This is a genomic window from Stenotrophomonas indicatrix (genome assembly GCF_050573115.1).
In the GTDB taxonomy this organism is placed as follows: Bacteria; Pseudomonadota; Gammaproteobacteria; order Xanthomonadales; family Xanthomonadaceae; genus Stenotrophomonas; species Stenotrophomonas lactitubi_A.
In genome coordinates, this window is the sequence record NZ_JBNYZT010000006.1 from 134195 (window position 1) to 157156 (window position 22962).

The window sequence follows — 22962 nt, forward strand, 5'->3', positions numbered from 1 at the left end:
ATGCGCCTGGCGCTGCGTATGTACGACAGCGCCAGGTACATCGCCGGGGTGGTGCAGGCTGCTCTTCTGTAGAGTCGAGCCATGCTCGACTGCTCTTCGCCGTAATCACCGCGCTTCGCGCGCAAGTCGAGCATGGCTCGACTCTACATAGTGCGCCGCGCCCGCACTCTCGCCAACGCCAGATACATCGCTGGGGTCGTGTACAACGTCAGCCACTGGCTGACCAGCAACCCGCCCACGATCGCGATACCCAGCGGCTGCCGCAGCTCCCAGCCTTCGCCGTTGGCCAGCATCAGTGGCAACGTGCCCAGCAGTGCCGCCAGCGAGGTCATCAGGATCGGCCGCAGGCGCAATCGTGCCGCTTCCATCACCGCATCCTGCGCACTCAGCCCGCGGCGTTCGCCGGCCAGCGCGAAGTCGACCAGCAGGATGGTGTTCTTCATCACCACACCCACCAGCAGGAACAGCCCCAGCAACGCGATCAGGTTCAGTTCGTTGCCGAACAGCCACAGCGCCAGCAGCGCACCGATACCGGCCGACGGCAGCGTGGACAGGATCACCAGTGGCTGCAGGAAGCTCTCGTAGAGGATGCCCAGCACCAGGTACACCGCTAGCGTCGCACCCAGTACCAGCCACAACTGGCGCGAACGCAGCTGCTCCAGGCCACCGGCCTCGCCGGACAGCTTGGCCTGCACCGAGCGCGGCAGCATCAGTTTGGCCATCGCCGCATCAATGGCCTGCGTGGCCTGCTCCAGGCCCACGCCGGGTGCCAGCGCGAACTCGATCCAGATCGAGGCGAACTGCTCGCTGTGGTACACGCGGTCCGGCGCCATGCCGTAGCGCCAGCTGGCGATGCTGGACAGCGGAATGCGCTGGCCGTTGCCATCGATCACCTGCAACCGTGCCAGGGTGCCCGGGTCCTGGGTGTGCTTCGGGTCCAGCTCCATCACCACCCGGTACTGATTGAGGCTGTCGTACAGGGTGGCGACCTGGCGCTGGCTGAAAGAGTTGTTGAGCATGTTGGCCACGGTGCGCAGGTCCACGCCGTGGCGCGCGGCGGCCTCGCGGTCGATGTCCAGCATCACCTGGCGCATGCCGGCCTCGCCCTGCGCTTCCACGTCCACCAGTTCCGGCAGGCCGCGCAGCGCAGCAGCGACCTTCGGTGCCCATTGGCGCAATGGCGCGGTATCGGCCGACAGCAACTGGAACTCGTACTTGCCGCTGCTGCCGGCGCCTTCCAGGCGGATGTCCTGGTCCACCCACAGGTAGAGGTTGCCCCCAGGCAACTTGGGCAGGCGCGCGCGCAGGCGGTCGATCACCTGCTGGCTGGAGACGCCGCGTTCGGCCAGCGGCTTCATCTTGATCATGATGAAGGCGTTGTTGACCCCGTTGCTGCCACCGATATACCCGATGATGTCCTCGATGGCCGGGTCGGACAGCAGCAGTTTGCGGTAGGCATCGATCTTCGGCTGCATCGCCTGGAAGGACAGGCCGTCATCGCCACGCGCGAAGCCGCGCAGCTGCGCGGTGTCCTGCTGCGGAACGATGCCCTTGGGTACCTGCTGGAACAGCCAGGCATTGAGTGCGATCACCGCCACGAAGACGAGCAGCGGCCAGCGCAGTTGCCGCAGGCTGGCCTGCAGGGTGCGCAGATAGGCGCCACGCACGCGCTCGAACAGCGCATTGCTGCCGCGCTGCCAGCGCGAGGGCAGTTGTGCGTCATCGACGAACAGGCGCGCACACAGCATCGGCACCAGGCTCAGCGCCACCAGTACCGACACCGTCATCGCCGCGACCAGGGTCAGCGAGAATTCGCGGAACAGGCGCTCGACGAAATCGTCCAGGAACAGGATCGAGACGAACACCACTGCCAGCGCCAGGTTCATCGACAGCAACGTAGCGCCCACTTCGGATGCACCGCGCACCGCCGCCTGCCAGCGGTCCGCCCCCAGCTCGCGATGGCGCGCGATGTTTTCCAGCACCACGATGGCGTCGTCCACCACCAGCACCGCCGCCACGATCAGGGCCATCAGCGAGAGCGTATTGAGCGAGAAGCCCATCAGCGCGATCAGCGCCAGCGTACCGAACAGCACCACCGGAATCGCCACGCTGGGTACCAGTGCCGCACGCCAGTGGCCAAGGAAGCCGAGCACCACCAGCACCACCAGCGCGATCGCCAGCAGCAGGGTCACTTCGGCTTCGTGCAGGGTGGCGCGGATCACCGGCGAGCGGTCCATCACCAGCCGCATGTCCACCGTGCTCGGCAGCAGGGCGTGCAGCTGCGGCAGCTGCGCCTGGATCGCATCGACGGTGGCGATGATGTTGGCGCCGGGCTGGCGGCTGACGATCAGCAGCACGGCCGGGCGTTCGTTGTGGAAGCCACTGGCATAGCGGTCTTCCACGCCATCGGCGACGGCGGCGACATCGCCCAGTCGAAGCAGACGGTCATCGCTGGCCTTCAGCGCCAGCTCGCGATATTGCGCGGCCTGGCGCAGCTGCAGCGGTGCTTCCAGTTGCCAGTGCTGCTGCGCGCCTGCGACCGCACCCAGTGGGCGCACCGCGTTGGCACGGCTGATCGCCTGCGCCACGTCCTCCAGTGCCAGACCCGCATGATTGAGCGCGTTCGGATCCAGCGACACGCGGACCGCCGGCAGCGCGCTGCCGCCCACCTGCACCTCGCCCACGCCCGGCACCTGCGACAGCTTCTGCGCCAGCACGGTCGAACCGAGGTCGTACAGCTGGCCCGGCGAGAGCGTGTTGGAGGTGAGTGCCAGCGCCAGGATCGGCGCCTGCGAGGGATTGACCTTGCGGTACTGCGGCATGCCGGGCATGCCGCTGGGCAGCTGGCCGCGGGCGAGGTTTATTGCCGCCTGCACTTCGCGCGCGGCCTCGTCGATATCGCGGCCGAGCACGAACTTCAGTTCGATCTGGGTCTGCCCCTGGGTGCTGGCGGAGTCGATGCGCGAGATGCCGGGCAGGCTGCCCAGCGCACGCTCCAGCGGCGTGGCGACGGTGGCCGCCATCGACTCGGGTGATGCGCCGGGCAGGCTGGCGCTGACTTCAATGGCCGGATAGTCGACCTGGGGCAGCGGTGCCACCGGCAGCAGGCGCAGCGCCAGCAGGCCGGCCAGTACCAGCGCCACCGCCAACAGGATGGTTGCCACCGGACGCTGCACGCAGGCCTGTGCCAGGCGTGCCACAGGGGTCATGCGCCGGCCCCGTCAGCCGTCGCGGGTGCCGCCGCGCGGCCGCGCTGCAAGCGGTCGAAGGCCAGGTAGATCACCGGCGTAGTGAACAGGGTCAACACCTGGCTGACCAGCAGGCCACCCACCATCACCCAGCCCAGCGGCTGCCGCAGCTCGGCGCCCGAGCCACTAGCCAGCATCAGTGGTACCGCGCCAAACAATGCGGCCAGCGTGGTCATCAGGATCGGCCGGAAGCGCAGCAGCGCCGCCTGGTGGATCGCTTCACGCGGACTCATGCCGCGGGTTCGCTGCGCGTCCAGCGCGAAGTCGATCATCATGATCGCGTTCTTTTTCACCAGGCCGATCAGCAGCACGATGCCGATCACCGCGATCAGGTCCAGGCTGCGTCCGCTCACCCACAACGCGGCCAAGGCGCCCACGGTCGCCGAGGGCAGGGTGGAGAGAATGGTGATGGGGTGGATGAAGCTCTCGTAGAGCACACCCAGCACGATGTACATCACCACCACGGCGGCAAGGATCAGCCACAGCGTGCTCGACAGCGAGCTGCTGAAGGCGGCCGCCGCGCCCTGCAGGCGCAGCTCGATGCTCTGCGGCAATGCCACCTGCGCCTGCGCGGCATGCACCGCATCCACCGCTTCACCCAGCGATGCGCCGGGGGCAAGGTTGAACGACAGCGTGGCCGCCGGGAACTGGCCGACATGGTTGCGCAGCAGTGCCGTCGGCCCTTGCTCGACGCGCGCCACTGCCCCCAGCGGCACGGTCTGGCCGTTGCTGCTGCGCACTCGGAGGCCGCTGATCGCCTCCGGCCCCGGTTGTCGTGCCGGATCGGCCTCCAGCACCACCCGGTACTGGCTGGCCTGGGTGAAGATGGTGGAGATCTGCCGTTGCCCGTAGGCGTCGTACAGTGCATCGGCCACTGCTTCCACGCTCACGCCCAGACGTGCGGCAGCATCGCGGTCGATGCTCACCCTGGCCTGTCGGCCCTGCATCTGCAGGTCGCTGGCCACATCGCGCAGCGCCGGCGACTGGCGCAGCGCGTGCAACAGCTTCGGTGTCCAGGCTTCCAGCGTCTGCAGGTCCGGCGTGGTCAGGGTGAACTGGTACTGGTTGCGGCTGATGCGGTCTTCGATGCCCAGCTCCTGCACCGGTTGCAGGTACAGGGTGATGCCGGGAATCCTGGCCACGCGCTGCTGCAGCCGAGCCATCACCACGTCGGCGCTCTCGCGCTCGCCATGTGGCTTCAGTTCGATCAGCAGGCGGCCGGTGTTGAGGGCGGCATTGTTGCCGTCCACGCCGATGTAGGAGGACAGGCTGGCCACGGCCGGGTCCTGTTCGATGGCCGTGGCCAGGGCAAGCTGACGCTCGCGCATGGCCTGGAACGAGATCGCCTGCGGGGCTTCGCTGATGCCCTGCACCAGGCCGGCATCCTGCACCGGGAAGAAACCCTTGGGCACGGCGAAATACAGCGCCACCGTCAGCGCAAGCGTGGCCACCGTCGCCAGCAGCATCAGTGGCTGGCGCTGCAGTACCCAGCGCAGCTGACGGTCGTAGAGGGCAATGATGTGGTCGAAGATGTCGGGCTTTGGAGGGGATGGGGTCGGAGCCCCAAGGGGATCCGACCCCTCGGCCAGGGTCAGATCCCCTTGGGGCTCTGACCCCTTCGCATGTGGCTTCAGGAAGCGCGCGCACAACATCGGCGTCAAGGTCAGCGACACCAGCAGCGAAATGCCGATGGCCACCGCCAGCGTCACCGCGAACTCATGGAACAGCGCACCCACCAGGTCGGCCATGAACAGTAACGGGATCAGCACGGCGATCAACGAGACCGTCAGCGACACCAGGGTGAAGCCAATCTCGCTGGCTCCCTTCAGCGCCGCCTCGCGCGGGCTTTCACCGTCTTCCAGGTGGCGGGCGATGTTTTCCAGCATCACGATCGCATCGTCCACCACGAAGCCGGTGGCAATGGTCAGCGCCATCAGCGTGAGGTTGTTGAGCGAATAGCCGGCCAGCAGCATCACCGCGAAGGTGCCGACCAGCGACAGCGGCACCGCGATGCTGGGAATCAGCGTGGCCGGCAGGTTGCGCAGGAATACCCAGGTCACCAGCACCACCAGCGCGATGGCCAGCACCAGTTCCTTCTGTACGCCGCGCACGGACGCGCGGATCGATTCGGTGCGGTCGCTGAGCACGGTCATCTGCACGCCGGCCGGCAGCGTGGCCTGCAGCTGCGGCAGCAAGGCACGTACCTGTTCGACCACGGCGATGACGTTCGCGCCGGGTTGGCGCTGGATGTTCACCAGCACCGCCGGGGTGGTGCCGCTCCATGCCGCCAGCTGACGGTTCTCGGCACCATCGGTGATGGTGGCCACGTCGCCAAGCCGCAGCGGTGCGCCGTCACGCCAGGCCAGCACCAGTGCGCGGTACTCGGCCACGCTGCGCATCTGGTCGTTGGCATCGAGCATCACCGCGCGGATCGGGCCATCGAAGCTGCCCTTGGGCAGATTGACGTTGGCTGCGGCGATCGCGGTGCGGATGTGGTCCATGCCCAGGTTGTTGGCGGCCAGTGCGCCCGGATTGACCTGGATTCGCACAGCGGGGCGCTGGCCACCGGCCAGGCTGACAAGGCCCACGCCCGGCAGCTGTGCCAACCGCTGGGCGATGCGGGTGTCGACCAGATCGTGCACCTGCGGCAGCGACAGGCCTTGCGAGGTCACCGCCAGGGTCAGGATCGGCGTGTCGGCCGGATTGACCTTGCGGTACACCGGCGGCACCGGCAGATCACCGGGCAGGAAGCTGCCGGCCGCGTTGATCGCCGCCTGCACGTCCTGTTCGGCCACGCCCAGCGACACCTCCAGGCCGAACTGCAGGGTGATCACCGAGGCGCCACCGGAACTGGTGGACGACAGCTGTTTCAGGCCGGGAATCTGCCCGAGCTGGCGCTCCAGCGGCGCGGTGATGGTGCGCGTGGTCAGCTCGGGGCTGGCACCGGGGTACAGCGTGGTGATCTGGATGATCGGGTAGTCGACCTGCGGCAGCGCCGCCACCGGCAGCAGGCGATAGGCCAGTACCCCGGACAGCAGCAGCGCCACCATCAGCAGGGTGGTGGCGACCGGGCGCAGGATGAAGGCGCGCGAGAGGTTCATGCGCCGGCCTTGGTCGATGCCTCCTCGGTGATGATCTCCACCGCGGTGCCGTCTTCCAGCCCGTCGATGCCTTCGATCACCACCTTGTCACCGGCCACCAGACCGGAACGCACCGCAACGCGACCGTCATCGGCCGGGCCGAGCACCACTGTGCGTCGTTGTGCCTTGTTGTCCTTGTCGATGATGTGCACGTAGTTGCCCTGGCTGCCGAACTGCACGGCGGCATCGGGAACCAGCAGCGCGGGATGCTCACCCAGCTGCAGGCGCACATTGACGAACTGGTTGGGGAACAGCGCCTGGTCGGCGTTGTCGAACTGCGCGCGCAGCTTCAGTGTGCCGGTGGCGGTATCGATGCGGTTGTCGACGCTGGACAGGGTGCCGCTGGCGAGCTGCCGGCGTTCTTCGCGGTCCCAGCTTTCCACCGCCAGCGCCGGCTGCGCCTGTACGGCATCGAGCAGCGCGGGAAGCTCTGGTTCGGGCACGGTGAACAGCACGCTGATCGGCGCCGTCTGCGCCAGCGTGACCAGGCCTTCGGTATCGCTGGCGTGCACCAGGTTGCCTACGTCCAATCGACGCAGGCCAACTCGGCCGCTGACCGGGGCGACGATGCGCGTGTACTGCAACTGCAGGCGTGCTTCGTCCACCGAAGCCTGGTCGCTGAGGCGACGCCCCTGCAGCTGCCGTACCTTGCTCTGCTGGTCGCTCAGTTCCTGCGCGGACACGTAGTTCTGGCGCTGTAGTTCGCGGTAGCGCTGCAGCTGGCGCTCGGCATTCTCCAGCTCGGCCAGGTTCTGCTGCTGCGTACCTTGTGCGTGGGCAAGCTTCACTTGGTAGGGGCGGGGATCGATCTGTGCGAGCAGGTCACCGGCCTTGACCTGCTGACCTTCCTGGAAATGCAGGCGCATCAGTTCGCCGTCCACGCGGCTGCGCACCACCACGCTGTGCAGCGGTGTGACTGTACCGACCGCTTTCATCCGCAGCACCAACGGTTCGGCGCTGGCGCGGGCGATGCGTACCGGCACTGCCTTGCCGCCACCCGCTTTTTCGCCACCGCCCGCCTCGGCATGCGGCCACAGCCACCACGCCAGGCCAGCAACAAGGGCAAGAGCGGCAACGACCAGCAGCGGACGGGCACGGCGAAAGCGGGAGTTTTCGGCGACAGACATGGGGCATCCTGCGCCCTGCGTGCACGCAGGGTCATGCGGGCCCGTCGGCACCACGAAGGGCCACGGGCAGCGGGGAGGGGGAGTGTCTGGCGGGGCCGCGGACGCGGCGTGGCTGGATGCCGTCGCGCGTGCGACGGGGCGCCAATGGTAGCGGTTTACGCGGGTCGTCGCCGCGTGACCTTGGTCATGCAACGCAGCCGGAAATGCCGGCTGACGGCCGGCATCACCGTCAAACGATCAATGCACTTCGTCGTGGTACACGAACTTCGGCATTTCCCAGCGGTAGTGGATCGCCAGCAGGCGCACGGCGAACCCACCGCCCAGGCAGCACAGGATCGCGGTGGCATCGGCCACGCCCCAGTGCAGCAACAGCAGATACACCGCACCGGTCAGCAGCGAGATGATCGCGTACAGCTCTTTCTGGAAGATCAGCGGCACCTCGTTGCAGAGGATGTCGCGCAGCACGCCGCCGAAGGCGCCGGTGAGCATGCCGGCGATCAGCACGATCGGCAGTGCGTGACCGGCCTCACGCGCGATCGAGCAACCGATCAGGGTGAAGGCGATCAGGCCCAGGCCATCGAGCACCAGGAAGGTGCGGCGGAAGTGATGCATCCAGCGCGCCACCCAGGTGGCGATCAGTGCCGCGCACACAGTGAAGCCCAGGTATTCCGGATGTTTCACCCAGCCCAGCGGGTAATGGCCGAGCAGGATGTCGCGCAGCGAGCCGCCGCCGAGCGCGGTGACACAGGCGATCATGACCACGCCGAACAGGTCCATGCGGCGGCGGCCCGCAGACAGGGCGCCAGTCATGGCTTCGGCGGAAATGGCGATCAGGTAGATGATGGACAGCAACATGGGACAGGCTCCGGGCGCGGTGGGGCCGGCCATGCGCGACGACCGCCACTGCCTGCGCAATGACGGGATGACGATGACCGGTGCCGCTCCCGCTGTCCTTTTGCCTGAGAGTTCAGCGGCGTGAGCCGCGTGCCCCTTCGGCGGATCGTCCCGGGCATGCCCGGTGACCTCTCTCCAGCTCGGCGAGTCGAATGCATGGTTGGTGGGATTCCAGCCCACCGGCCTGAGCGATCATGGGAGCCTGCGCCTTCGGCGGGCGCCAGCGCGGCGCCTCTCTCCTGCATTCGGGCGCCAGTATATCCGCTGCAGTGCAGCACGGCATAATCCGGCCATGGTTTCGCCTTCCCGCCCGTGGTTCCTGTACCTGCTCGAATGCCGAGACGGCAGCTATTACGCCGGCATCAGCACCGACGTGCAGGCCCGTTTTGCCGCCCACCAGGCCGGCAAGGGCGCCCGTTACACCCGATCGCGGCCGCCGCTGCGGGTCCTGGCGATACGCGAGTACCCGGACAGGGCAGCGGCCTCACGCGCCGAATGGGAGCTCAAGCAGCAGCCGCGCGAACGCAAGCTGGCGTGGCTGATGCAGGAACAGGGCTGAACCACGCGCGACGCATGAAGCGCGGTAGTGCCGGCCGCTGGCCGGCAACCTCATGAACCCTGGTTGCACCCTGCGGTTGCCGGCCAGCGGCCAGCAGTACCCCGGATCAACGTGCCATGATCGCCCAGCCCTCAGCGCTGGAGACCCGGATGTCCGCCGTTGCCCTGTTGTTCGCACTTTCCGCAGCGGCAAGCCCTGCCGCCGACGCCGCCACGATCGCGGCCATTGAAGCGACCTGCCACGACTACGTCGACGGCCAACTGGAAGCCAATCCGCAGCGCGTCGCCCGTTCCCTGCACCCGGACCTGGCCAAGCGCGCGGTACTCGGTGATACGCCCGACGAACGCCTCGGCCTGCGCCGGATGTCGAAGGAAGAGCTGGTCGCGCTGACCAGGCAGGGCGCGTTGAAGACCCCGAAGGATCAATGGGACCGCAGTTGCACGGTGCTGGACGTGACCGGCAACGCCGCATCGGTACGGCTGGAAACGCCGTGGTTCGTCGACTATTTCCACATGGGCCGCTTCGAGCAGCGCTGGGTCATCGTCAACGCGCTGTGGTACCCGAAGCCGAAGGCGGAGTGAGCGATGCGGGCCGCCGGTAAAGCGTGGCTCTCGGTCGTCGTGCTGGCAGCCGGCATCGGGCTGCTGCCTGGCCTTCTGTACCTGCTCGGACTGGCGCTGGTGGAAGGCTGGCCGAAGCCGGCCGACAGCGCGCCTAGCGGTGTGGCAGCATGCAGCAGTGAACTGCGAACGGGATACCAGCCGATGAACCCTTGGCGCTTCGCGGCGCAGTTCTTCGATCCTGGAGCGCTGAAGAAGGCGACTGATATCGAGCGCGAAGCGTTCTGGGTTGCACGCCGCCACCTGATGCGGCAGCCGCAGCACGACATGCTGCGCTGGCACCTGAGCAGCACCGCGTTGACGATCTGGATCACCCGGAATTGGAGTGCCGCACAGATTGCCGATACCGCGAGAAAGGAAGACGTCTGCCAGGTATGGTCACGCCCACGTGGCCCGGGCGGCCCGAGGTAGATCCACGCCAGGCGTGGATGACGTTGACAGAGTCAGAGCCCCTTCCTGCGGAAAGGGATCCGACCGCGCAGCAGCCGGCCAGCGGCCGGCACTACCGTCGGGGCCGCCGGTCTTCGCGGTCATCGCCAAAAATGATCCGCGCGCTGCGTTGGTAGCTCCAGTACGCCACCGCCCAGTTCAACAGCACCACGACGCGGTTGCGGAAACCGATCAGGAAGAACACGTGTGCGGCCAACCAGAACCACCAGGCCAGCACACCTGACAGCTGCAGCTTGCCCAGGTGCACGATCGCGGCCATGCGGCCGATGGTGGCCAGGTTGCCGAAGTCGGCGTACTTGAACGGCCCCGGCGCGGGCTTGTCGTGCAGCCGTGCGCGGAGGATCTCGGCCACATACTTTCCCATCTGCTTGGCGGCCGGGGCCACGCCCGGTACCGGCTTGCCGTTGGCCTGGTTCAGCGTGGCCAGGTCGCCGGCTACGAACAATTCGGGATGGCCGGGCAGGGTCAGGTCCGGCTGCACCTGCACGCGACCAGCGCGGTCCAGCGGCACGTCCAGCGTGCGCGCCAGCGGCGAGGCAGCCACGCCGGCGGCCCAGACCACGGTGCGTGCGGGCACGAACTGATCGCCCAGTTTGAAGCCCTGTCCATCGATGTGGCTGACTGGCGTGCCCGTCATCACTTCCACGCCCAGCTTTTCCAGCTGCCGGCGTGCCTTCAGCGAAAGCACTTCTGGGAAGGTCGACAGCACGCGCGGACCGGCCTCGACCAGCCGCACCTTGGCGCTGGCCGGATCGATGTGGCGGAACTCATTGCGCAGCGTGTGCCGGGCGATTTCAGCGAGGGTGCCGGCCAGCTCGACGCCGGTCGGGCCACCACCCACCACCGCAAAGCTCAGCCATGCGGCCTTCTTCGCCGGGTCCGGCTCGGCCTCGGCGCGCTCGAACGCCAGCAGCAGTTTCCGGCGCAGGGCGATGGCATCGTCCAGTGTCTTCAGGCCGGGCGCATCGTCGGCCCATTCGTCATGGCCGAAGTAGGCGTGGGTGGCGCCGGTGGCCAGCAGCAGGCTGTCGTAGTCCAGCGTGCTGCCATCGGCCATGCGCACCTGGCGGGCTTCCTTGTCGATGGCCACCACTTCGCCCAGCCGCACCTCCACGTTGCGCTGGTGGCCGAGGATGTGGCGCAGCGGTGCGGCGATATCCGGCGCAGACAGTCCCGCAGTGGCCACCTGGTACAGCAGCGGCTGGAACAGGTGATGGTTGCGACGGTCGACCAGGGTGATGCGTATGCGTTCGCGGGCCAGCGCACGGGTGGCCCACAGGCCGGCGAAACCGCCGCCGACAACGACCAGGTGGGGGACGCGATCACGACTCATCGACTCACTCCAGGGGGGCATGGGGGAAGTGCCTGGCATCTTCGCATGGCCGGTCCTTGTCACGTCAGCGTGCATCCGGATCAGCGATACTCGGGTTCAGGCAACTGCCCGTGAGGAGTCCATGAGCGAACCGGAAAAGCGCATCGCCCTGTTGATCGACGCCGACAATGCGCCGGCCTCGAAGATCGACGAAGTCCTGGCCGAGGTCGCCCGCTATGGCGTGGCCAACGTGCGCCGTGCCTATGGCAACTGGAAGAGCCCAAGGCTGAAAGGGTGGGAGGCGGTGCTGCACGAATACGCGATCCGGCCGATCCAGCAGTTCGCCTACAGCAAGGGCAAGAACGCGTCGGACATGGCGATGGTGATCGACGCGATGGATCTGCTGTACGCGCGTAACCTCGATGGTTTTGCGATCGTGTCCAGCGATGCCGACTTCACCCCGATGGTGATGCGCCTGCTGACCGATGGCGTGAAGGTCTATGGCTTCGGCGAAAAGAAAACCCCGGAACCTTTCGTCAACGCGTGCTCGAAGTTCACCTATCTCGAAGCGTTGGGCCAGACCCACGCCAGCGTGCAGGATGTGGAGCAGGCATCGAGCGAACCATCATCGAACGAACAAGCGCCCAGCGAACAAGCGACCAGCGACGATGCGCGCCCACGCAAGAGCGGCGCGGAAATGCGCAGCGACACGCGCCTGGTGAAGATGCTGCGCCGTGCGGTGTCCTCGGCAGAAGGCGAGGATGGTTGGTCGCACCTGGGGCCGGTCGGCAGCCAGATCGGCAACCAGGCCTCGTTCGATCCGCGCAACTACGGTTACGGGAAGCTCAGCGATCTGCTGGCCGCAATCGGTCTGTTCGAACTGAAGAAGGACGGTAAATCCTCCTACGTGCGCGCGCTGCCGAAGAAGAACCGGTAACGCGCGGCCACGCAGCGTCGCCGGGCATGGCCCGGCGGATGCCCAATGCAGTCATTGCGCTCACACCCAAGCCGATCAGGCGTATCGTTGCCGCTCGCATTGCCAGCAAGGAAATCCGCATGTTGAAGATCTGGGGTCGCCGCAATTCCAGCAACGTCCGCAAGGTGCTGTGGTGTGCCGAGGAAATCGGCCTGCCGTACGAGTCCATCGAGGTGGGCGGTAGTCACGGCGGAACGCAGTCGCCGGAGTACGTGGCGATGAACCCGAACGGGCTGGTGCCGGTGATCGAAGACCACGGCTTGCCGCTGTGGGAATCGAACACCATCGTGCGCTACCTCAGTGCGCGCTATTCGCTGGGCACGCTGTACGCGGAAGACGCGATGGAGCGTGCGCAGGCCGAAAAGTGGATGGACTGGAGCACCTCGCGGATGGCGCCGCTGTACTCCGAACTGATCTGGGGCATCATGCGCACCGCGCCGGCTGACCGCGATGAGGCGCGCATCAATGCGGCGATCGTCCGCGCCGGTGATTTCCTGGCCCTGCCCAACGCGACCTTGGCCACGCAGCCGTGGCTGTCGGGCGAGAAATTCGCCATGGGTGACATCGCCCTGGGCTCGTTGATCTACGCGTGGTTCGAGCTGCCCATCCAGCGCCCGGACCTGCCGCACCTGGCCGAGTGGTACGCGCGCCTGCGCGAGCGTCCGGCCTACCAGCGCGGCGTGATGTCACCGATGACGTAGGCGAAGGGGCGACGTTCGGGGTCAGAGCCCTGTTCTGCGAAAAGGGATCCGACCCCAAGCCATCCAGAGCTCTACAGTAGTGCCGAGCCATGCTCGGCAGCGCTCTGCCAGATCAATACAGATCTGTCGGATCCACATCCAGCGACCAGCGCACCTTGCGTGCCTCCGGCAGTGCGTACAGCTGCGGTACCAGCTGTGCCAGCACCCCATGCAGCGGTGGCCGCTGCGCCGCCGACAACAACAACTGCGTGCGCTGATAGCCGGCACGGCGTGGCATCGGTGCGGGCATTGGCCCATAGGCCTCCACCACGTTCTGCTCGCCCAGCAGTTTCCGCGCGGCCAGCAGGAATGCATTGGCATGCTCCAGCTGCTGCGCTTCGGCGCGCATCAGCGCCAGGTGCGCGAACGGTGGAAAACCCGCCGCCTCGCGCTGGTTCAGTTCGGCCTGCGCGAACGGGTGGTAGCCACCGTTCACCAGCGTCTCCAGTAGCGGATGACCGGGATGATGGGTCTGCAACCACACTTCGCCCGGATCGCGCGCGCGACCGGCGCGGCCGGCCACCTGGATCAGCTGCTGCGCCAGTTTTTCGCTGGCGCGGAAATCGGCCGAGAACAGGCCTTCGTCGATGCCCACCACCACTACCAGCGTCAGCTTGGGCAGGTCGTGGCCCTTGGCCAGGATCTGCGTGCCGACCAGGATGCCGGGCTCGTTGCCCAGCTTGGCCAGCTGCTGCTCCAGCGCATCGCGCCGTGCGGTGGTGCCGCGGTCGATGCGCACCACCGGGAAATCGGCGAAGGCACTGACCAGGTGTTCTTCCAGTCGCTCGGTGCCGATGCCCTGCGGCTGCAGCGCCAGGCTGCCACAGGCAGGGCAGGCCAGTGGTGCCGGCTGCCGCGCACCGCAGTGGTGGCATTGCAGGCGACGGCCACCGCCATGCACGGTCATCGGTGCGTCGCAGCGGTTGCAGGGCGCGGTCCAGCCGCAGTCGTGGCACAGCAGAACCGGCGCATAGCCGCGCCGGTTCTTGAACACCAGCACCTGCTGGCCACGCTGCAGGTGCTCGCCGATGCCGGCCAGCACGTCGGCGGAAAGACCATCGCGCAGCGGACGCTTGCGGACATCGAGGATGCGCACGCGCGGTGGTCGGGCATCACCGGCACGCTGCTTCAGGCGCAGGTGCGCATAGCGGCCGGCGTAGGCGTTGTGCAGGGTTTCCAATGAGGGGGTGGCGCTGCCCAGCAGTACCGGAACGCCCTGCGCCTTGGCCCGCACCAGAGCGAAATCGCGTGCGTGGTAGCGGATGCCGTCCTGCTGCTTGTAGCTGCCGTCGTGCTCTTCGTCCACGATCAGCAGGCCGGGCTGCGGCAGGGGGATGAACACCGCCGAACGCGTACCCACGATCACCCGTGCTTCGCCGCGTGAGGCTGCAGCCCAGACCCGCGCTCGCTCGTTGTCGGTCAGCCCCGAGTGCAGCGCGTGCACGGCAATGCCGAGACGGCCGCGGAAGCGTGCCAGGGTCTGCGGGGTCAGGCCGATCTCGGGCACCAGCACCAGGGCCTGCCTGCCCTGCGCCAGGCAATGGATGATCGCCTGCAGGTAGACCTCGGTCTTACCGCTGCCGGTCACCCCGTCCAGCAGGAAGGCCTGGAAGCTGTCGGCGGCGGTGATCGCGGCCACGGCCTCGGCCTGCTCCAGATTGAGGGTGGGGCCGGGCAGGGGCTGAGCGTGCTGCGGCGCCACGCTCAGGGCGATGCGCTCGGCCAGGTCACGCTTGCCCAGGCTGCGTGCGGCCACCCGCCAGTCCTGCATGCGCGCGGACAGGACATCTTCGTCCACCACCGCGTCGGCCAGCAGCTCGGCCAATTGCCGTGGACGGCTGCCGGCGCGCAGCTTTTCGCGCTGGGCGTGGCCCTCCGGTGTCAGCTGCCAGCCCCAGTGATGGGTATCGGGCAGCGGTTCGCCGTGCCGCAGCGGGCCGGGCAGGGCGGTGCTCAGCACCTCGCCCAGGGGCGCGTGGGTATAGCGGGCCAGCCACTGCAGGCTCTGCCACAGCTCGCCCTGCAGCAGCGGTGCCGCGTCACACCAGGCCAGTGCCTGGCGCAGACCCTGGCTGTCCTCGGATTGCCCGTGGCCGGCCACCACGCCGATCAGTTCGCGGTTGCCGAACGGGACCTTCAGCCGGCAGCCGACCGCCACCGTCGGGCCTTCGCCCGGTGGCGGCAGGTAATCGAACAGGCGCGGCAGCGGGACGGGCAGGGCGACCTGCAGGGTCGGGACAGGGCCGGAATCGGGGACGAGCATCGGGTCAGTGTAACGGCCCCTGCGAGGGTGCATGGCAGCGGCAAATGCGACTGTCATGCCCTTTGGCGAATCATAAATGTCACCTAAATATCGGTGTCTATTGGAGATTCAGTCTTATCCACATCTTCTGTGGATAAGTCTGTGCGTTAGCGGCTCGTGGTGCCGCATGAGGCCGATGGCGACGGCCTCACGCTTGGGTTGGTCAAAAAATAGCCACACTTTAAATTAGATTAAAATCAATAACTTAAGTGTGAAACATTGCTGAAACAGGGTGAATTCAGCCATTCACCAAGGAATCGCCCGGTTCCGGCGTGATGCTGTGCACAACCTGCAGCATGAAGTGTCTGGAATCGCAAGCCTGCCGGGCAGCGATGGGCTGCCGCTATCATGCCGGCAGACCTTTGGAGTGACCGATGACGGCTGTGCCCGCCCCTGTTTCCTCGACCGCGGCCGGCGCGCTGTCGGCATTTCTGCGTGGCGTCGAACGCCGTGCCCTGGTCGTGGCCGAACTGCAGTGCGGCGACCCCGCCCGTGCCGAACAAACGCTGGTGGCGGTGATGCGCGCCTTCGCCGCCGTCGCCAGCGACCTGCCGATGGCGCAGTGGCCCGGCCGCTTCTGGACCCTGCTGGGCCAGCGCCAAGCGCTGCGTGAGCCGACCACCGGCCAGTGGCCGCCGTCGCTGGCCGCGCTGGGCGACATGGCACCCTTGCCGCGGCTGGCCCTGCTGCTGCGGGTGGGGGGCAGCCTGGACGAGGGCATCGCCACCCGCGTTCTGGATGTCGACGAAGAGGGCTACCAACGCCTGCTGGCCGCGGCCTGCCCACGCGACGCCAATGGCCAGCCCGATGCCGCGGCATGGCGGACGTTGGCCGAACAGGTGCAACTGCGTATCCGCGACCTGCCGGCCAAGCGTCTGCAGCAACTGCAGCAACCGTCCGCGCCAGCGGCCAACAACCAGGCGCCGGCGTCCAGTTGGCGTGCGCCGCCGCGTGACGAACGCGCGCCTGCCACGGGCAAGCGTCGTCGCCCCAATGCGAAACCGCGCTGGCGTGGCCCGGTGATCCTGTTGATCACCGTGGCGGTGCTGCTGATGGCTGCGCTGGGCTGGCGCCATTGGCAAGGCCGCGCGTTGACTGCCGATGGCCCCTTGCCCGAGGGCGTGGTGGGCGAGGCCGGGCCGGTGACCGTCGAGGCGCTGCCCGCCAGCGATGTCCGCCCCATTGCAGGCAGCGATGCGCAGGCCAGTGACGATGCCGCCATGCTGGCCGACCGCGATTACCCGCTGCTGGCCGAGGCCGACATGCATGCCTGGAGTGCTGCCGGTGGCCCGTTGCCGGTGGACGAGTCACAACCCAAGCCGACTCGCCCGGAACCGGTCGGCGCAGCGCTGGAAACCTCTGCTGCCGATGAATAAGCTCCTCTTCGCCGGCCTGCTTCTGGCCTTGCCGCTGTCGCTGGCCGCTGCGCCGCAATCGTTGAACGTGCCGCTGCCCGCACCCTCGGCAACACCGTCGGCGGTCGCGCCCACCGCGGCGGCGGCATTCGCGCAACTCGATCCCGCCCAGCAACGCCAGCGTCGCAGCGACTACGCCGTGTGGCGGGCCCTGCCAGAGGGTGAGCGCGAACGCATCCGTCAGGCCGCCAGCCGTTTCGCCGCGTTGCCGGCCGATCAACAGCAGCGCCTGCGCACGCAGTTCCTGGCACAGGACCAGGCCTTCCGCGAAGGCTGGCGACTGGGCCCGCAACTCGGCGCCGAATTCCCCAAGCTGCACGGCCTGTTCGGTTTCGTGCCGCCGCAACAGCGCGACGCGGTCCTTGCCGTGCTGCGCCAGCTGAGCCCTGCGCAGTTGGCACAGTTGGCCCTGGTCGCGCAGCGCACGCCGCCACAGGAACGCGACAGCGTACGCAGCGCATTCCTCACCGTCCCCGCCGCCGAACGCGACACCTGGCTCAAGCGCCAGGCCGGCCAATAAGCGAAAAGGGGACGGAGGGGATTAAGTCGTTTGTGGCCCGAGTGTGCCGAATGCGACTTAATCCCCTCCGTCCCCTTTATGGGGCAGTCATGGGAATGATCGCCCGGCACGCGTAAGATGGCCGGCCGCAACCCGGTGCCTGTGCCCTTCGCGCGCAACCGTAGTTCGCGTCAAGCACCTTATGTCTACTGCAACCTCTACGCCGCGCTTCAGCAAGGAAGTCGGCGCCACCGGTCTGCTTGCCCTGCCGCTTGTGCTCGGGCACGTCTCCACCGGTCTGATCTCCTTCGTCGACAACGTGATTGCCGGCCACCATGCGACATCCACCCTGGCCGCAGTGACCATTGGCACCGCGCTGCTGTGGCTGCCGATGCTGATCCCGATCGGTACGCTGATCTCACTCACCGCTTCGGTGTCGCAGCTGCATGGCGCCGGCCGTGAGCGCGAGATCGGCCCGCTGTTCCGGCAGGCGCTGTGGCTGGCGTTGGGCCTGGGACTGATCATGTTCACCTTCCTCACCGTGGTGCCGCCGCTGCTGCCGGCCTTCGGCATCGCCCCGGACATCGTGCCCGGCGCAACGGCGTTCCTGCATGCGGTGCGCTGGGGTGGCCCGGCGCTGACCCTGTACTTCTGCATGCGCTATCTCAGTGAAGGCATGCATTGGACGTTGCCGACCATGCTGCTCGGTTTCGGTGGCCTGCTGGTGCTGGCGCCGATGGGCTACGTGCTGGCCAACGGCAAGCTGGGCTTCCCGGAAATGGGCGCCGAAGGCCTGGGCATCGCCTCGGCGGTGATGATGTGGCTGCAGGCGATCGCCTTCGGTACCTACCTGTGGTTCACCAAGCGCTTTGCCCACCTGCAGCTGTTCTCGCACTTCGAGGGTCCGCGATGGTCAGCGATCTGGGACCTGCTGCGCACCGGCCTGCCGATCGGCATCACCGTGTTGATGGAAGGTGGCCTGTTCATCGTCACCGCCTTGTTGATCGGTCGCCTGGGCGCCAATGAAGCGGCCGCACACCAGATCGCGATCAACGTGGCGCAGCTGTGCTTCATGATCCCGATGGGCGTGGCCGAGGCGACCACCGTGCGTGTCGGCCATGCGGTTGGCCGTGGCGATGGCTTCGGCGTGCGCCGTGCGGTGTGGGCAGGCTACGCGATCGTCATGGGTACGCAGACGCTGTCGGCGGCGGCGCTGCTGTTCGGCCACGATGCCATCGTCGGCGTCTACACCAATGATCTGGCCGTGGCCGGTCTGGCCTCGACCCTGCTGCTGTACGCGGCCACCTTCCAGTTCCCCGATGGCATCCAGGTGTTGTCGGCCGGCGCGCTGCGCGGACTGAAGGACACCCGCGTGCCGATGTTCATTGCCATGTTCGCCTATTGGGGCCTGGGCATGCCGCTGGGTGCCGGGCTTGGCCTCGGCCTGGGCATGGGCCCGCAGGGCATGTGGATCGGCCTGATCGTCGGCCTGACCGCCGCCGCCATCCTGATGGGCTGGCGCCTGAACCGCAGCAGCAAACGCCTGGGCCAGTCCACGCTGGCCTGATTCCCGCCCGGTCATGGGCAACCGTGACTGGCGATCCCCTGACTTGTGTCCGATGCCGCCTCACGCGGCACCGGCTATGCTGGTACCACGGCAAGAAGCCATCCGGAGTGCTCCATGAACCAACCCGTGCCGCCGCTGCCCCCGGCGAACCGCAATCCTGTCGCCAGCTTCTTCATCGGGCTGTGGGACGTGATGAATTTCACCCGCCGGTTGATCCTCAACCTGGTGTTCTTCGGCCTGTTGCTGCTGGTGCTGGTGATGTTCATCGTCGCTGCGGGCATGGGCGCTGGCGCCAGCAAGGCGCTGCAGGACCGCACCACCCTGGTGATCGCGCCGGAAGGCCGCCTGGTCGAGCAGTACAGCGCCGATCCGGTCAGCCGCGCGCTGGCCAAGGCCGTTGGTGACAACGGTGCCGAGGAAGTGCAGCTGCGCGATCTGATCCGGGTGATCGAGAACGCGCGCGATGACAAGAAGATCGAGCGCGTGGTGCTGGAACTGGACAAGCTGCAGCCGTCCGGTTTCGCCTCGCTGCGCGAAGTGTCCGCTGCGCTGCAGGAACTGCGCGCCTCGGGCAAGCAGCTGGTCGCCTTCAGCGAGAGCATGGGGCAGTCGCAGTATCTGCTGGCCGCACAGGCTGACGAGGTCTACCTGGACCCGATGGGGTCGGTGGTGCTGGAAGGCCTGGGCCGCTACCGCCAGTACTTCCGCACCGGCCTGCAGGACAAGCTGGGCGTGGACGTGCACCTGTTCAAGGTGGGCGAGTACAAGTCGGCCGCCGAGCCGTACGTGCTCGACGCGGCGTCGCCGGCGTCCAAGGAAGCCGATCTGTTCTGGATGAACGATGTGTGGCAGCGCTACCTCGGCGATATCGCCAAGGCCCGCCGCCTGGATCCCGCACAGCTGGCGGCCGGCATCGATACCCTGCCTGAAGGTGTGGCTGCCGCTGGTGGCGACCTGGCCAAGTTCGCCCTGCAGCAGAAGCTGGTGACCGCGCTGAAGACCCGCGAGGAATTCGAGGATCTGATGATCGAGCGCGGTGTGGCCGACGAAGACGCCGACGGTGGTTTCCGCAACATCGATTTCGGCACCTACATGGCCCAGCTCGATGCGCGCCGCAACCCGGTTGATTCGCGTCCGCAGGTCGCCGTGATTGTGGCCTCCGGTGAAATCAGCGGCGGCGATCTGCCGGCCGGCCGCATCGGTGGTGAATCGACCTCGGCGCTGCTGCGTGCGGCGCGCGACGATGACGACGTCAAGGCCGTGGTGCTGCGCGTGGATTCTCCGGGTGGCGAGGTCTACGCTTCCGAGCAGATCCGTCGCGAAGTGGTGGCCCTGCAGGCTGCTGGCAAGCCGGTGGTGGTGTCCATGGGCGACTTGGCTGCGTCCGGTGGTTACTGGATCAGCATGAACGCCGATCGCATCTATGCCGATCCGTCGACCATCACCGGTTCGATCGGCATCTTCGGCATGATCCCGAACTTCAGCCGTGCGCTGGACAAGTTCGGCGTGCACACCGATGGCGTCGGTACCACCCGTTTTGCCGGTGCCTTCGATGTCACCCGGCCGATGGACCCGGCGGTGGGCCAGGTCATCCAGTCGGTGATCAACAAGGGCTATGCCGATTTCACCGGCCGTGTCGCCGAGGCCCGCAAGAAGCCGGTCGAAGCGATCGACGAAGTGGCCCGCGGACGTGTCTGGAGCGGTGCGCAGGCCAAGGAGCGCGGTCTGGTCGATGCCTTCGGTGGCCTGAAGGACGCCGTGGCTGATGCTGCCGGTCGGGCCAAGCTGGGTGCGACCGACAAGTACCGTGTGCGTTACATCGAGAAGGCGGCGACGCCGTTCGCGCAGTTCGTCAGCGGCTTTGCTGGCAGCCATGCCGGTGCCTGGATGCTGGCTGATTCCGGCGTGGGCCGGATGATGCTGGCGCGCACGATGCCGGAAATCGATACGCAGCTGCGCTTCGTTGAAAATGCGGCGCGCGAGAAGGGCAACGGTGCACCGGTGAAGTCGCTGGCGTATTGCTTCTGCGGGTTCTGACGTCCCATCCACGCATGGCGTGGATCTACTGAACGCACAACGCCCGGCCTTGGCCGGGCGTTGTTGTATGCGGGCATCTACTGCGCGTCGGCCTCTGCCTTGCGCTCGCGTTCGGCCGACGCGTCCATCGTCTTCTGCACGCCCTTGGCGCGGTCCAGGGGCTGATTGATCGCTTTGGCCATTGCCTGCGGTTCCGGTGGTCGTTCCGGATTCGGCGGCGCGGGACGCTGGCACCCGGCCAGCAGTGCGGCCGACATCACAACGGGAATCAGGAGGCGCATGGCAGCTTTCCACGAGGGGCGTGCGGCCAGTGTCGCATCCCGGGCAGCGGGCGGTCGTGAGCGCGTATCCTTGCCGCATCGAAACACAGTGGGCGCGGCCCCGGAGGACATATGACCCAGCAACGGTGGCGCCTGGATGGGCAGACGGCGCTGATCACCGGTGCCAGCGCCGGTATCGGCCTGGCGATCGCGCATGAACTGGCCGGTTTCGGCGCCGATCTGATGATCGTCGGCCGCGACCTGGATATGCTGGAGAGCGCCCGCGATGAGCTGCTGGATGTATATCCGCAGCACCAGATCCACGCATTGGCCGCCGATGTGTCCGATGACGAAGACCGCCGACAGATCCTGGACTGGGTCGAGGACCACGCCGATGGCCTGCACATCCTGGTCAACAACGCCGGTGGCAACATCACCAAGCCCGCCACCGAGTACTCCGAAGACGAGTGGCGCGGCATTTTCGAGACCAATCTGTTCTCGGCGTTCGAACTGTCGCGCTATGCGCATCCGTTGCTCGCGCGCCACGCGTCATCGGCCATCGTCAACGTCGGCAGCGTGTCCGGCCTGACCCATGTGCGCAGTGGCGTGGTCTATGGCATGACCAAGGCGGCGATGCACCAGATGACCCGCAACCTCGCAGTGGAGTGGGCCGAGGACGGCATCCGGGTCAATGCGGTGGCGCCGTGGTACATCCGCACCCGTCGCACCTCCGGCCCGCTGTCCGATACGGATTACTACGAGGAAGTGATCGGACGTACGCCGATGCGGCGCATCGGTGAGCCGGAAGAAGTGGCCTCGGCAGTGGGTTTCCTGTGCCTGCCGGCGTCGAGCTATGTCACTGGCGAATGCATCGCGGTGGATGGCGGCTTCCTGCGTTACGGGTTCTGATCGCGGCGGATCAAGTCGGATGAGGGATCCGCGCGCTGTGTGGATCCCTCACTGCGGTACCGGGCAATTGCTGGCTTCCAGCACGACCTGCAGGCGCTCGCGCTCGCCGCGCGCCGTCTGCTGATTCTCCGGTGCGGCGAACCGCTCGCGACCCCGTGCATCGCGGAAGCGTTGCTGCCAACTGCCGCAGCGCTGTGCTTCTTCCACTTCAGTGCAGCGGTCACTGATCACCTCGCAACTGGCGGCGTTGACCGGTGTTGCCCCGCCCAGGCCCTGTACGTTCAACAGTTCGCAGCGACCGGGTGCGGCCTCGTACTCGTGCAGGTAAGAACCGCCCTGCGTGTCAACGCACTGGAAGATCGCCGGCAACGGAGGTTTTGGTGGCGCGTCCTTGTCCTCTACAGGGCCATCACCGCGATGGTGCAGCATCGCGCTGTCGAGGATGGTGTCTCCGCCTTCGTCCTCGACCATGCGTGCTTCCATGATCGTGCGGCCCTCACGTGGCTGCTTCGCTGCAGGCTCGGCGGCGACGTCCACGGACGGTATCGCTGCAGGCGTCGGAGCGGGGCTGTTCTGTACCGGTGCGCCCGGTACCGTCGGCGCAGGCGCAGGGATACGCTGGATTTCCTGACGGGTGCCAGCGGGGCAGGGGGTGCGTTGCAACGTAGGAACATCGCTGCTGCCCATGCAGCGGTAGATCACCATGTCATCGGCCAACGCGTTGCCGGGCAACAGGCCCATGGCCAGCCAGATCAGTCTTCTCATGCGAGCAGCCTACAGCGGTGGCCCGTGCCCCGGTAGTTGCCAACCTTCGTTGGCACCACAGTCTGCCAGCGCCCACCAAGGTGGGCGTCTACCAAAGCAAGGCTCACATGCCCCGGTAGCTGCCAACCTTGGTTGGCACTGC

The 22962-nt window shown here is 67.1% G+C and carries 18 protein-coding genes and 2 riboswitches; of the genes, 10 read left to right on the forward strand and 8 right to left on the reverse strand.

Annotation, left to right across the window (positions count from 1 at the left end; translation table 11 throughout):
• Positions 1-143: 143 nt before the first annotated feature.
• The 4 genes from ACQ5SA_RS15090 to ACQ5SA_RS15105 all read right to left on the reverse strand — a co-directional run bounded on the left by ACQ5SA_RS15090 (position 144) and on the right by ACQ5SA_RS15105 (position 8370).
• Complete coding sequence (locus ACQ5SA_RS15090; RefSeq protein WP_499314746.1) at positions 144-3209, reverse strand: efflux RND transporter permease subunit; 3066 nt, start codon at positions 3207-3209, stop codon at positions 144-146.
• Positions 3206-6349, reverse strand: a complete 3144-nt coding sequence (locus tag ACQ5SA_RS15095) for a multidrug efflux RND transporter permease subunit (protein WP_499314748.1) — start codon at positions 6347-6349, stop codon at positions 3206-3208. Before ACQ5SA_RS15095 ends, ACQ5SA_RS15090 begins: the two co-directional genes overlap by 4 nt.
• A complete protein-coding gene (locus ACQ5SA_RS15100) occupies positions 6346-7515 on the reverse strand; it encodes an MdtA/MuxA family multidrug efflux RND transporter periplasmic adaptor subunit (RefSeq protein WP_499314750.1) in 1170 nt (389 codons plus the stop codon). The genes ACQ5SA_RS15095 and ACQ5SA_RS15100 overlap by 4 nt, the downstream gene beginning before the upstream one ends.
• Before the next feature lie 237 nt (positions 7516-7752).
• Positions 7753-8370 carry a trimeric intracellular cation channel family protein gene (locus ACQ5SA_RS15105; RefSeq protein ID WP_032952083.1) on the reverse strand — a complete coding sequence of 206 codons (618 nt, stop codon included), beginning with the start codon at positions 8368-8370 and terminating at the stop codon, positions 7753-7755.
• 82 nt (positions 8371-8452) lie between these two features.
• Positions 8453-8558: riboswitch (glycine riboswitch) on the reverse strand.
• 13 nt (positions 8559-8571) lie between these two features.
• A riboswitch (glycine riboswitch) is annotated at positions 8572-8661 on the reverse strand.
• A gap of 40 nt (positions 8662-8701) precedes the next feature.
• Here ACQ5SA_RS15105 and ACQ5SA_RS15110 point away from each other — a divergent pair.
• The 3 genes from ACQ5SA_RS15110 (at position 8702) to ACQ5SA_RS15120 (ending at position 9999) form a co-directional block, all read left to right on the forward strand.
• A complete protein-coding gene (locus tag ACQ5SA_RS15110) occupies positions 8702-8968 on the forward strand; it encodes a GIY-YIG nuclease family protein (RefSeq protein WP_499314753.1) in 267 nt (88 codons plus the stop codon).
• A gap of 149 nt (positions 8969-9117) precedes the next feature.
• Complete coding sequence (locus ACQ5SA_RS15115; protein WP_442244498.1) at positions 9118-9549, forward strand: nuclear transport factor 2 family protein; 432 nt, start codon at positions 9118-9120, stop codon at positions 9547-9549.
• Positions 9550-9552: 3 nt separating this feature from the next.
• Positions 9553-9999: a hypothetical protein gene (locus tag ACQ5SA_RS15120; RefSeq protein ID WP_442244499.1), complete on the forward strand. Its 447-nt coding sequence runs from the start codon at positions 9553-9555 to the stop codon at positions 9997-9999.
• Positions 10000-10090: 91 nt separating this feature from the next.
• Here ACQ5SA_RS15120 and ACQ5SA_RS15125 read toward each other — a convergent pair whose 3' ends face one another.
• Positions 10091-11371, reverse strand: a complete 1281-nt coding sequence (locus ACQ5SA_RS15125) for an NAD(P)/FAD-dependent oxidoreductase (RefSeq protein ID WP_499314755.1) — start codon at positions 11369-11371, stop codon at positions 10091-10093.
• Between the two features lie 121 nt (positions 11372-11492).
• Between ACQ5SA_RS15125 and ACQ5SA_RS15130 the strand changes: the two genes are divergently transcribed.
• Both ACQ5SA_RS15130 and ACQ5SA_RS15135 read left to right on the forward strand, forming a co-directional pair.
• Positions 11493-12287 (forward strand): NYN domain-containing protein, encoded by a 795-nt coding sequence (locus ACQ5SA_RS15130; RefSeq protein ID WP_230109856.1) that lies wholly within the window; start codon positions 11493-11495, stop codon positions 12285-12287.
• A gap of 119 nt (positions 12288-12406) precedes the next feature.
• Positions 12407-13027, forward strand: coding sequence for a glutathione S-transferase family protein (locus tag ACQ5SA_RS15135; RefSeq protein WP_100462250.1), 621 nt, complete (start codon positions 12407-12409; stop codon positions 13025-13027).
• 112 nt (positions 13028-13139) lie between these two features.
• Here ACQ5SA_RS15135 and ACQ5SA_RS15140 read toward each other — a convergent pair whose 3' ends face one another.
• The gene (locus ACQ5SA_RS15140) at positions 13140-15329 is read right to left on the reverse strand and encodes a primosomal protein N' (RefSeq protein ID WP_499314758.1); all 2190 of its coding nucleotides are present in this window, start codon (positions 15327-15329) and stop codon (positions 13140-13142) included.
• A 413-nt stretch (positions 15330-15742) separates the two neighbouring features.
• Between ACQ5SA_RS15140 and ACQ5SA_RS15145 the strand changes: the two genes are divergently transcribed.
• The 4 genes from ACQ5SA_RS15145 to sppA all read left to right on the forward strand — a co-directional run bounded on the left by ACQ5SA_RS15145 (position 15743) and on the right by sppA (position 20886).
• Positions 15743-16744, forward strand: coding sequence for a hypothetical protein (locus tag ACQ5SA_RS15145; RefSeq protein ID WP_499314760.1), 1002 nt, complete (start codon positions 15743-15745; stop codon positions 16742-16744).
• Positions 16737-17303, forward strand: a complete 567-nt coding sequence (locus ACQ5SA_RS15150) for a DUF3106 domain-containing protein (protein WP_499314762.1) — start codon at positions 16737-16739, stop codon at positions 17301-17303. The genes ACQ5SA_RS15145 and ACQ5SA_RS15150 overlap by 8 nt, the downstream gene beginning before the upstream one ends.
• 181 nt (positions 17304-17484) lie before the next feature.
• Positions 17485-18849: an MATE family efflux transporter gene (locus ACQ5SA_RS15155; protein WP_108266977.1), complete on the forward strand. Its 1365-nt coding sequence runs from the start codon at positions 17485-17487 to the stop codon at positions 18847-18849.
• Positions 18850-18963: 114 nt separating this feature from the next.
• On the forward strand, positions 18964-20886 hold the full coding sequence (sppA, locus tag ACQ5SA_RS15160) for a signal peptide peptidase SppA (RefSeq protein WP_100553746.1): 1923 nt from the start codon (positions 18964-18966) through the stop codon (positions 20884-20886).
• Between the two features lie 77 nt (positions 20887-20963).
• Here the strand turns inward: sppA and ACQ5SA_RS15165 are convergent, their stop codons facing one another.
• Positions 20964-21167, reverse strand: a complete 204-nt coding sequence (locus tag ACQ5SA_RS15165; RefSeq protein WP_499314764.1) for a hypothetical protein — start codon at positions 21165-21167, stop codon at positions 20964-20966.
• Positions 21168-21278: 111 nt separating this feature from the next.
• On the opposite strand from ACQ5SA_RS15165, the gene ACQ5SA_RS15170 reads away from it, so the two are divergent.
• On the forward strand, positions 21279-22055 hold the full coding sequence (locus ACQ5SA_RS15170; RefSeq protein ID WP_100462256.1) for an SDR family oxidoreductase: 777 nt from the start codon (positions 21279-21281) through the stop codon (positions 22053-22055).
• Positions 22056-22103: 48 nt separating this feature from the next.
• On the opposite strand, the gene ACQ5SA_RS15175 is transcribed toward ACQ5SA_RS15170, so the two are convergent.
• Complete coding sequence (locus ACQ5SA_RS15175; RefSeq protein WP_353098768.1) at positions 22104-22820, reverse strand: hypothetical protein; 717 nt, start codon at positions 22818-22820, stop codon at positions 22104-22106.
• Positions 22821-22962 lie beyond the last annotated feature (142 nt).

Coding starts and splice junctions, on each gene's coding strand:
- ACQ5SA_RS15090 (WP_499314746.1), bottom strand. CDS start 3,209: ATGACCCCTGTGGCACGCCTGGCACAGGCCTGCGTGCAGCGTCCGGTG.
- ACQ5SA_RS15095 (WP_499314748.1), bottom strand. CDS start 6,349: ATGAACCTCTCGCGCGCCTTCATCCTGCGCCCGGTCGCCACCACCCTG.
- ACQ5SA_RS15100 (WP_499314750.1), bottom strand. CDS start 7,515: ATGTCTGTCGCCGAAAACTCCCGCTTTCGCCGTGCCCGTCCGCTGCTG.
- ACQ5SA_RS15105 (WP_032952083.1), bottom strand. CDS start 8,370: ATGTTGCTGTCCATCATCTACCTGATCGCCATTTCCGCCGAAGCCATG.
- ACQ5SA_RS15110 (WP_499314753.1), top strand. CDS start 8,702: ATGGTTTCGCCTTCCCGCCCGTGGTTCCTGTACCTGCTCGAATGCCGA.
- ACQ5SA_RS15115 (WP_442244498.1), top strand. CDS start 9,118: ATGTCCGCCGTTGCCCTGTTGTTCGCACTTTCCGCAGCGGCAAGCCCT.
- ACQ5SA_RS15120 (WP_442244499.1), top strand. CDS start 9,553: ATGCGGGCCGCCGGTAAAGCGTGGCTCTCGGTCGTCGTGCTGGCAGCC.
- ACQ5SA_RS15125 (WP_499314755.1), bottom strand. CDS start 11,371: ATGAGTCGTGATCGCGTCCCCCACCTGGTCGTTGTCGGCGGCGGTTTC.
- ACQ5SA_RS15130 (WP_230109856.1), top strand. CDS start 11,493: ATGAGCGAACCGGAAAAGCGCATCGCCCTGTTGATCGACGCCGACAAT.
- ACQ5SA_RS15135 (WP_100462250.1), top strand. CDS start 12,407: ATGTTGAAGATCTGGGGTCGCCGCAATTCCAGCAACGTCCGCAAGGTG.
- ACQ5SA_RS15140 (WP_499314758.1), bottom strand. CDS start 15,329: ATGCTCGTCCCCGATTCCGGCCCTGTCCCGACCCTGCAGGTCGCCCTG.
- ACQ5SA_RS15145 (WP_499314760.1), top strand. CDS start 15,743: ATGACGGCTGTGCCCGCCCCTGTTTCCTCGACCGCGGCCGGCGCGCTG.
- ACQ5SA_RS15150 (WP_499314762.1), top strand. CDS start 16,737: ATGAATAAGCTCCTCTTCGCCGGCCTGCTTCTGGCCTTGCCGCTGTCG.
- ACQ5SA_RS15155 (WP_108266977.1), top strand. CDS start 17,485: ATGTCTACTGCAACCTCTACGCCGCGCTTCAGCAAGGAAGTCGGCGCC.
- sppA (WP_100553746.1), top strand. CDS start 18,964: ATGAACCAACCCGTGCCGCCGCTGCCCCCGGCGAACCGCAATCCTGTC.
- ACQ5SA_RS15165 (WP_499314764.1), bottom strand. CDS start 21,167: ATGCGCCTCCTGATTCCCGTTGTGATGTCGGCCGCACTGCTGGCCGGG.
- ACQ5SA_RS15170 (WP_100462256.1), top strand. CDS start 21,279: ATGACCCAGCAACGGTGGCGCCTGGATGGGCAGACGGCGCTGATCACC.
- ACQ5SA_RS15175 (WP_353098768.1), bottom strand. CDS start 22,820: ATGAGAAGACTGATCTGGCTGGCCATGGGCCTGTTGCCCGGCAACGCG.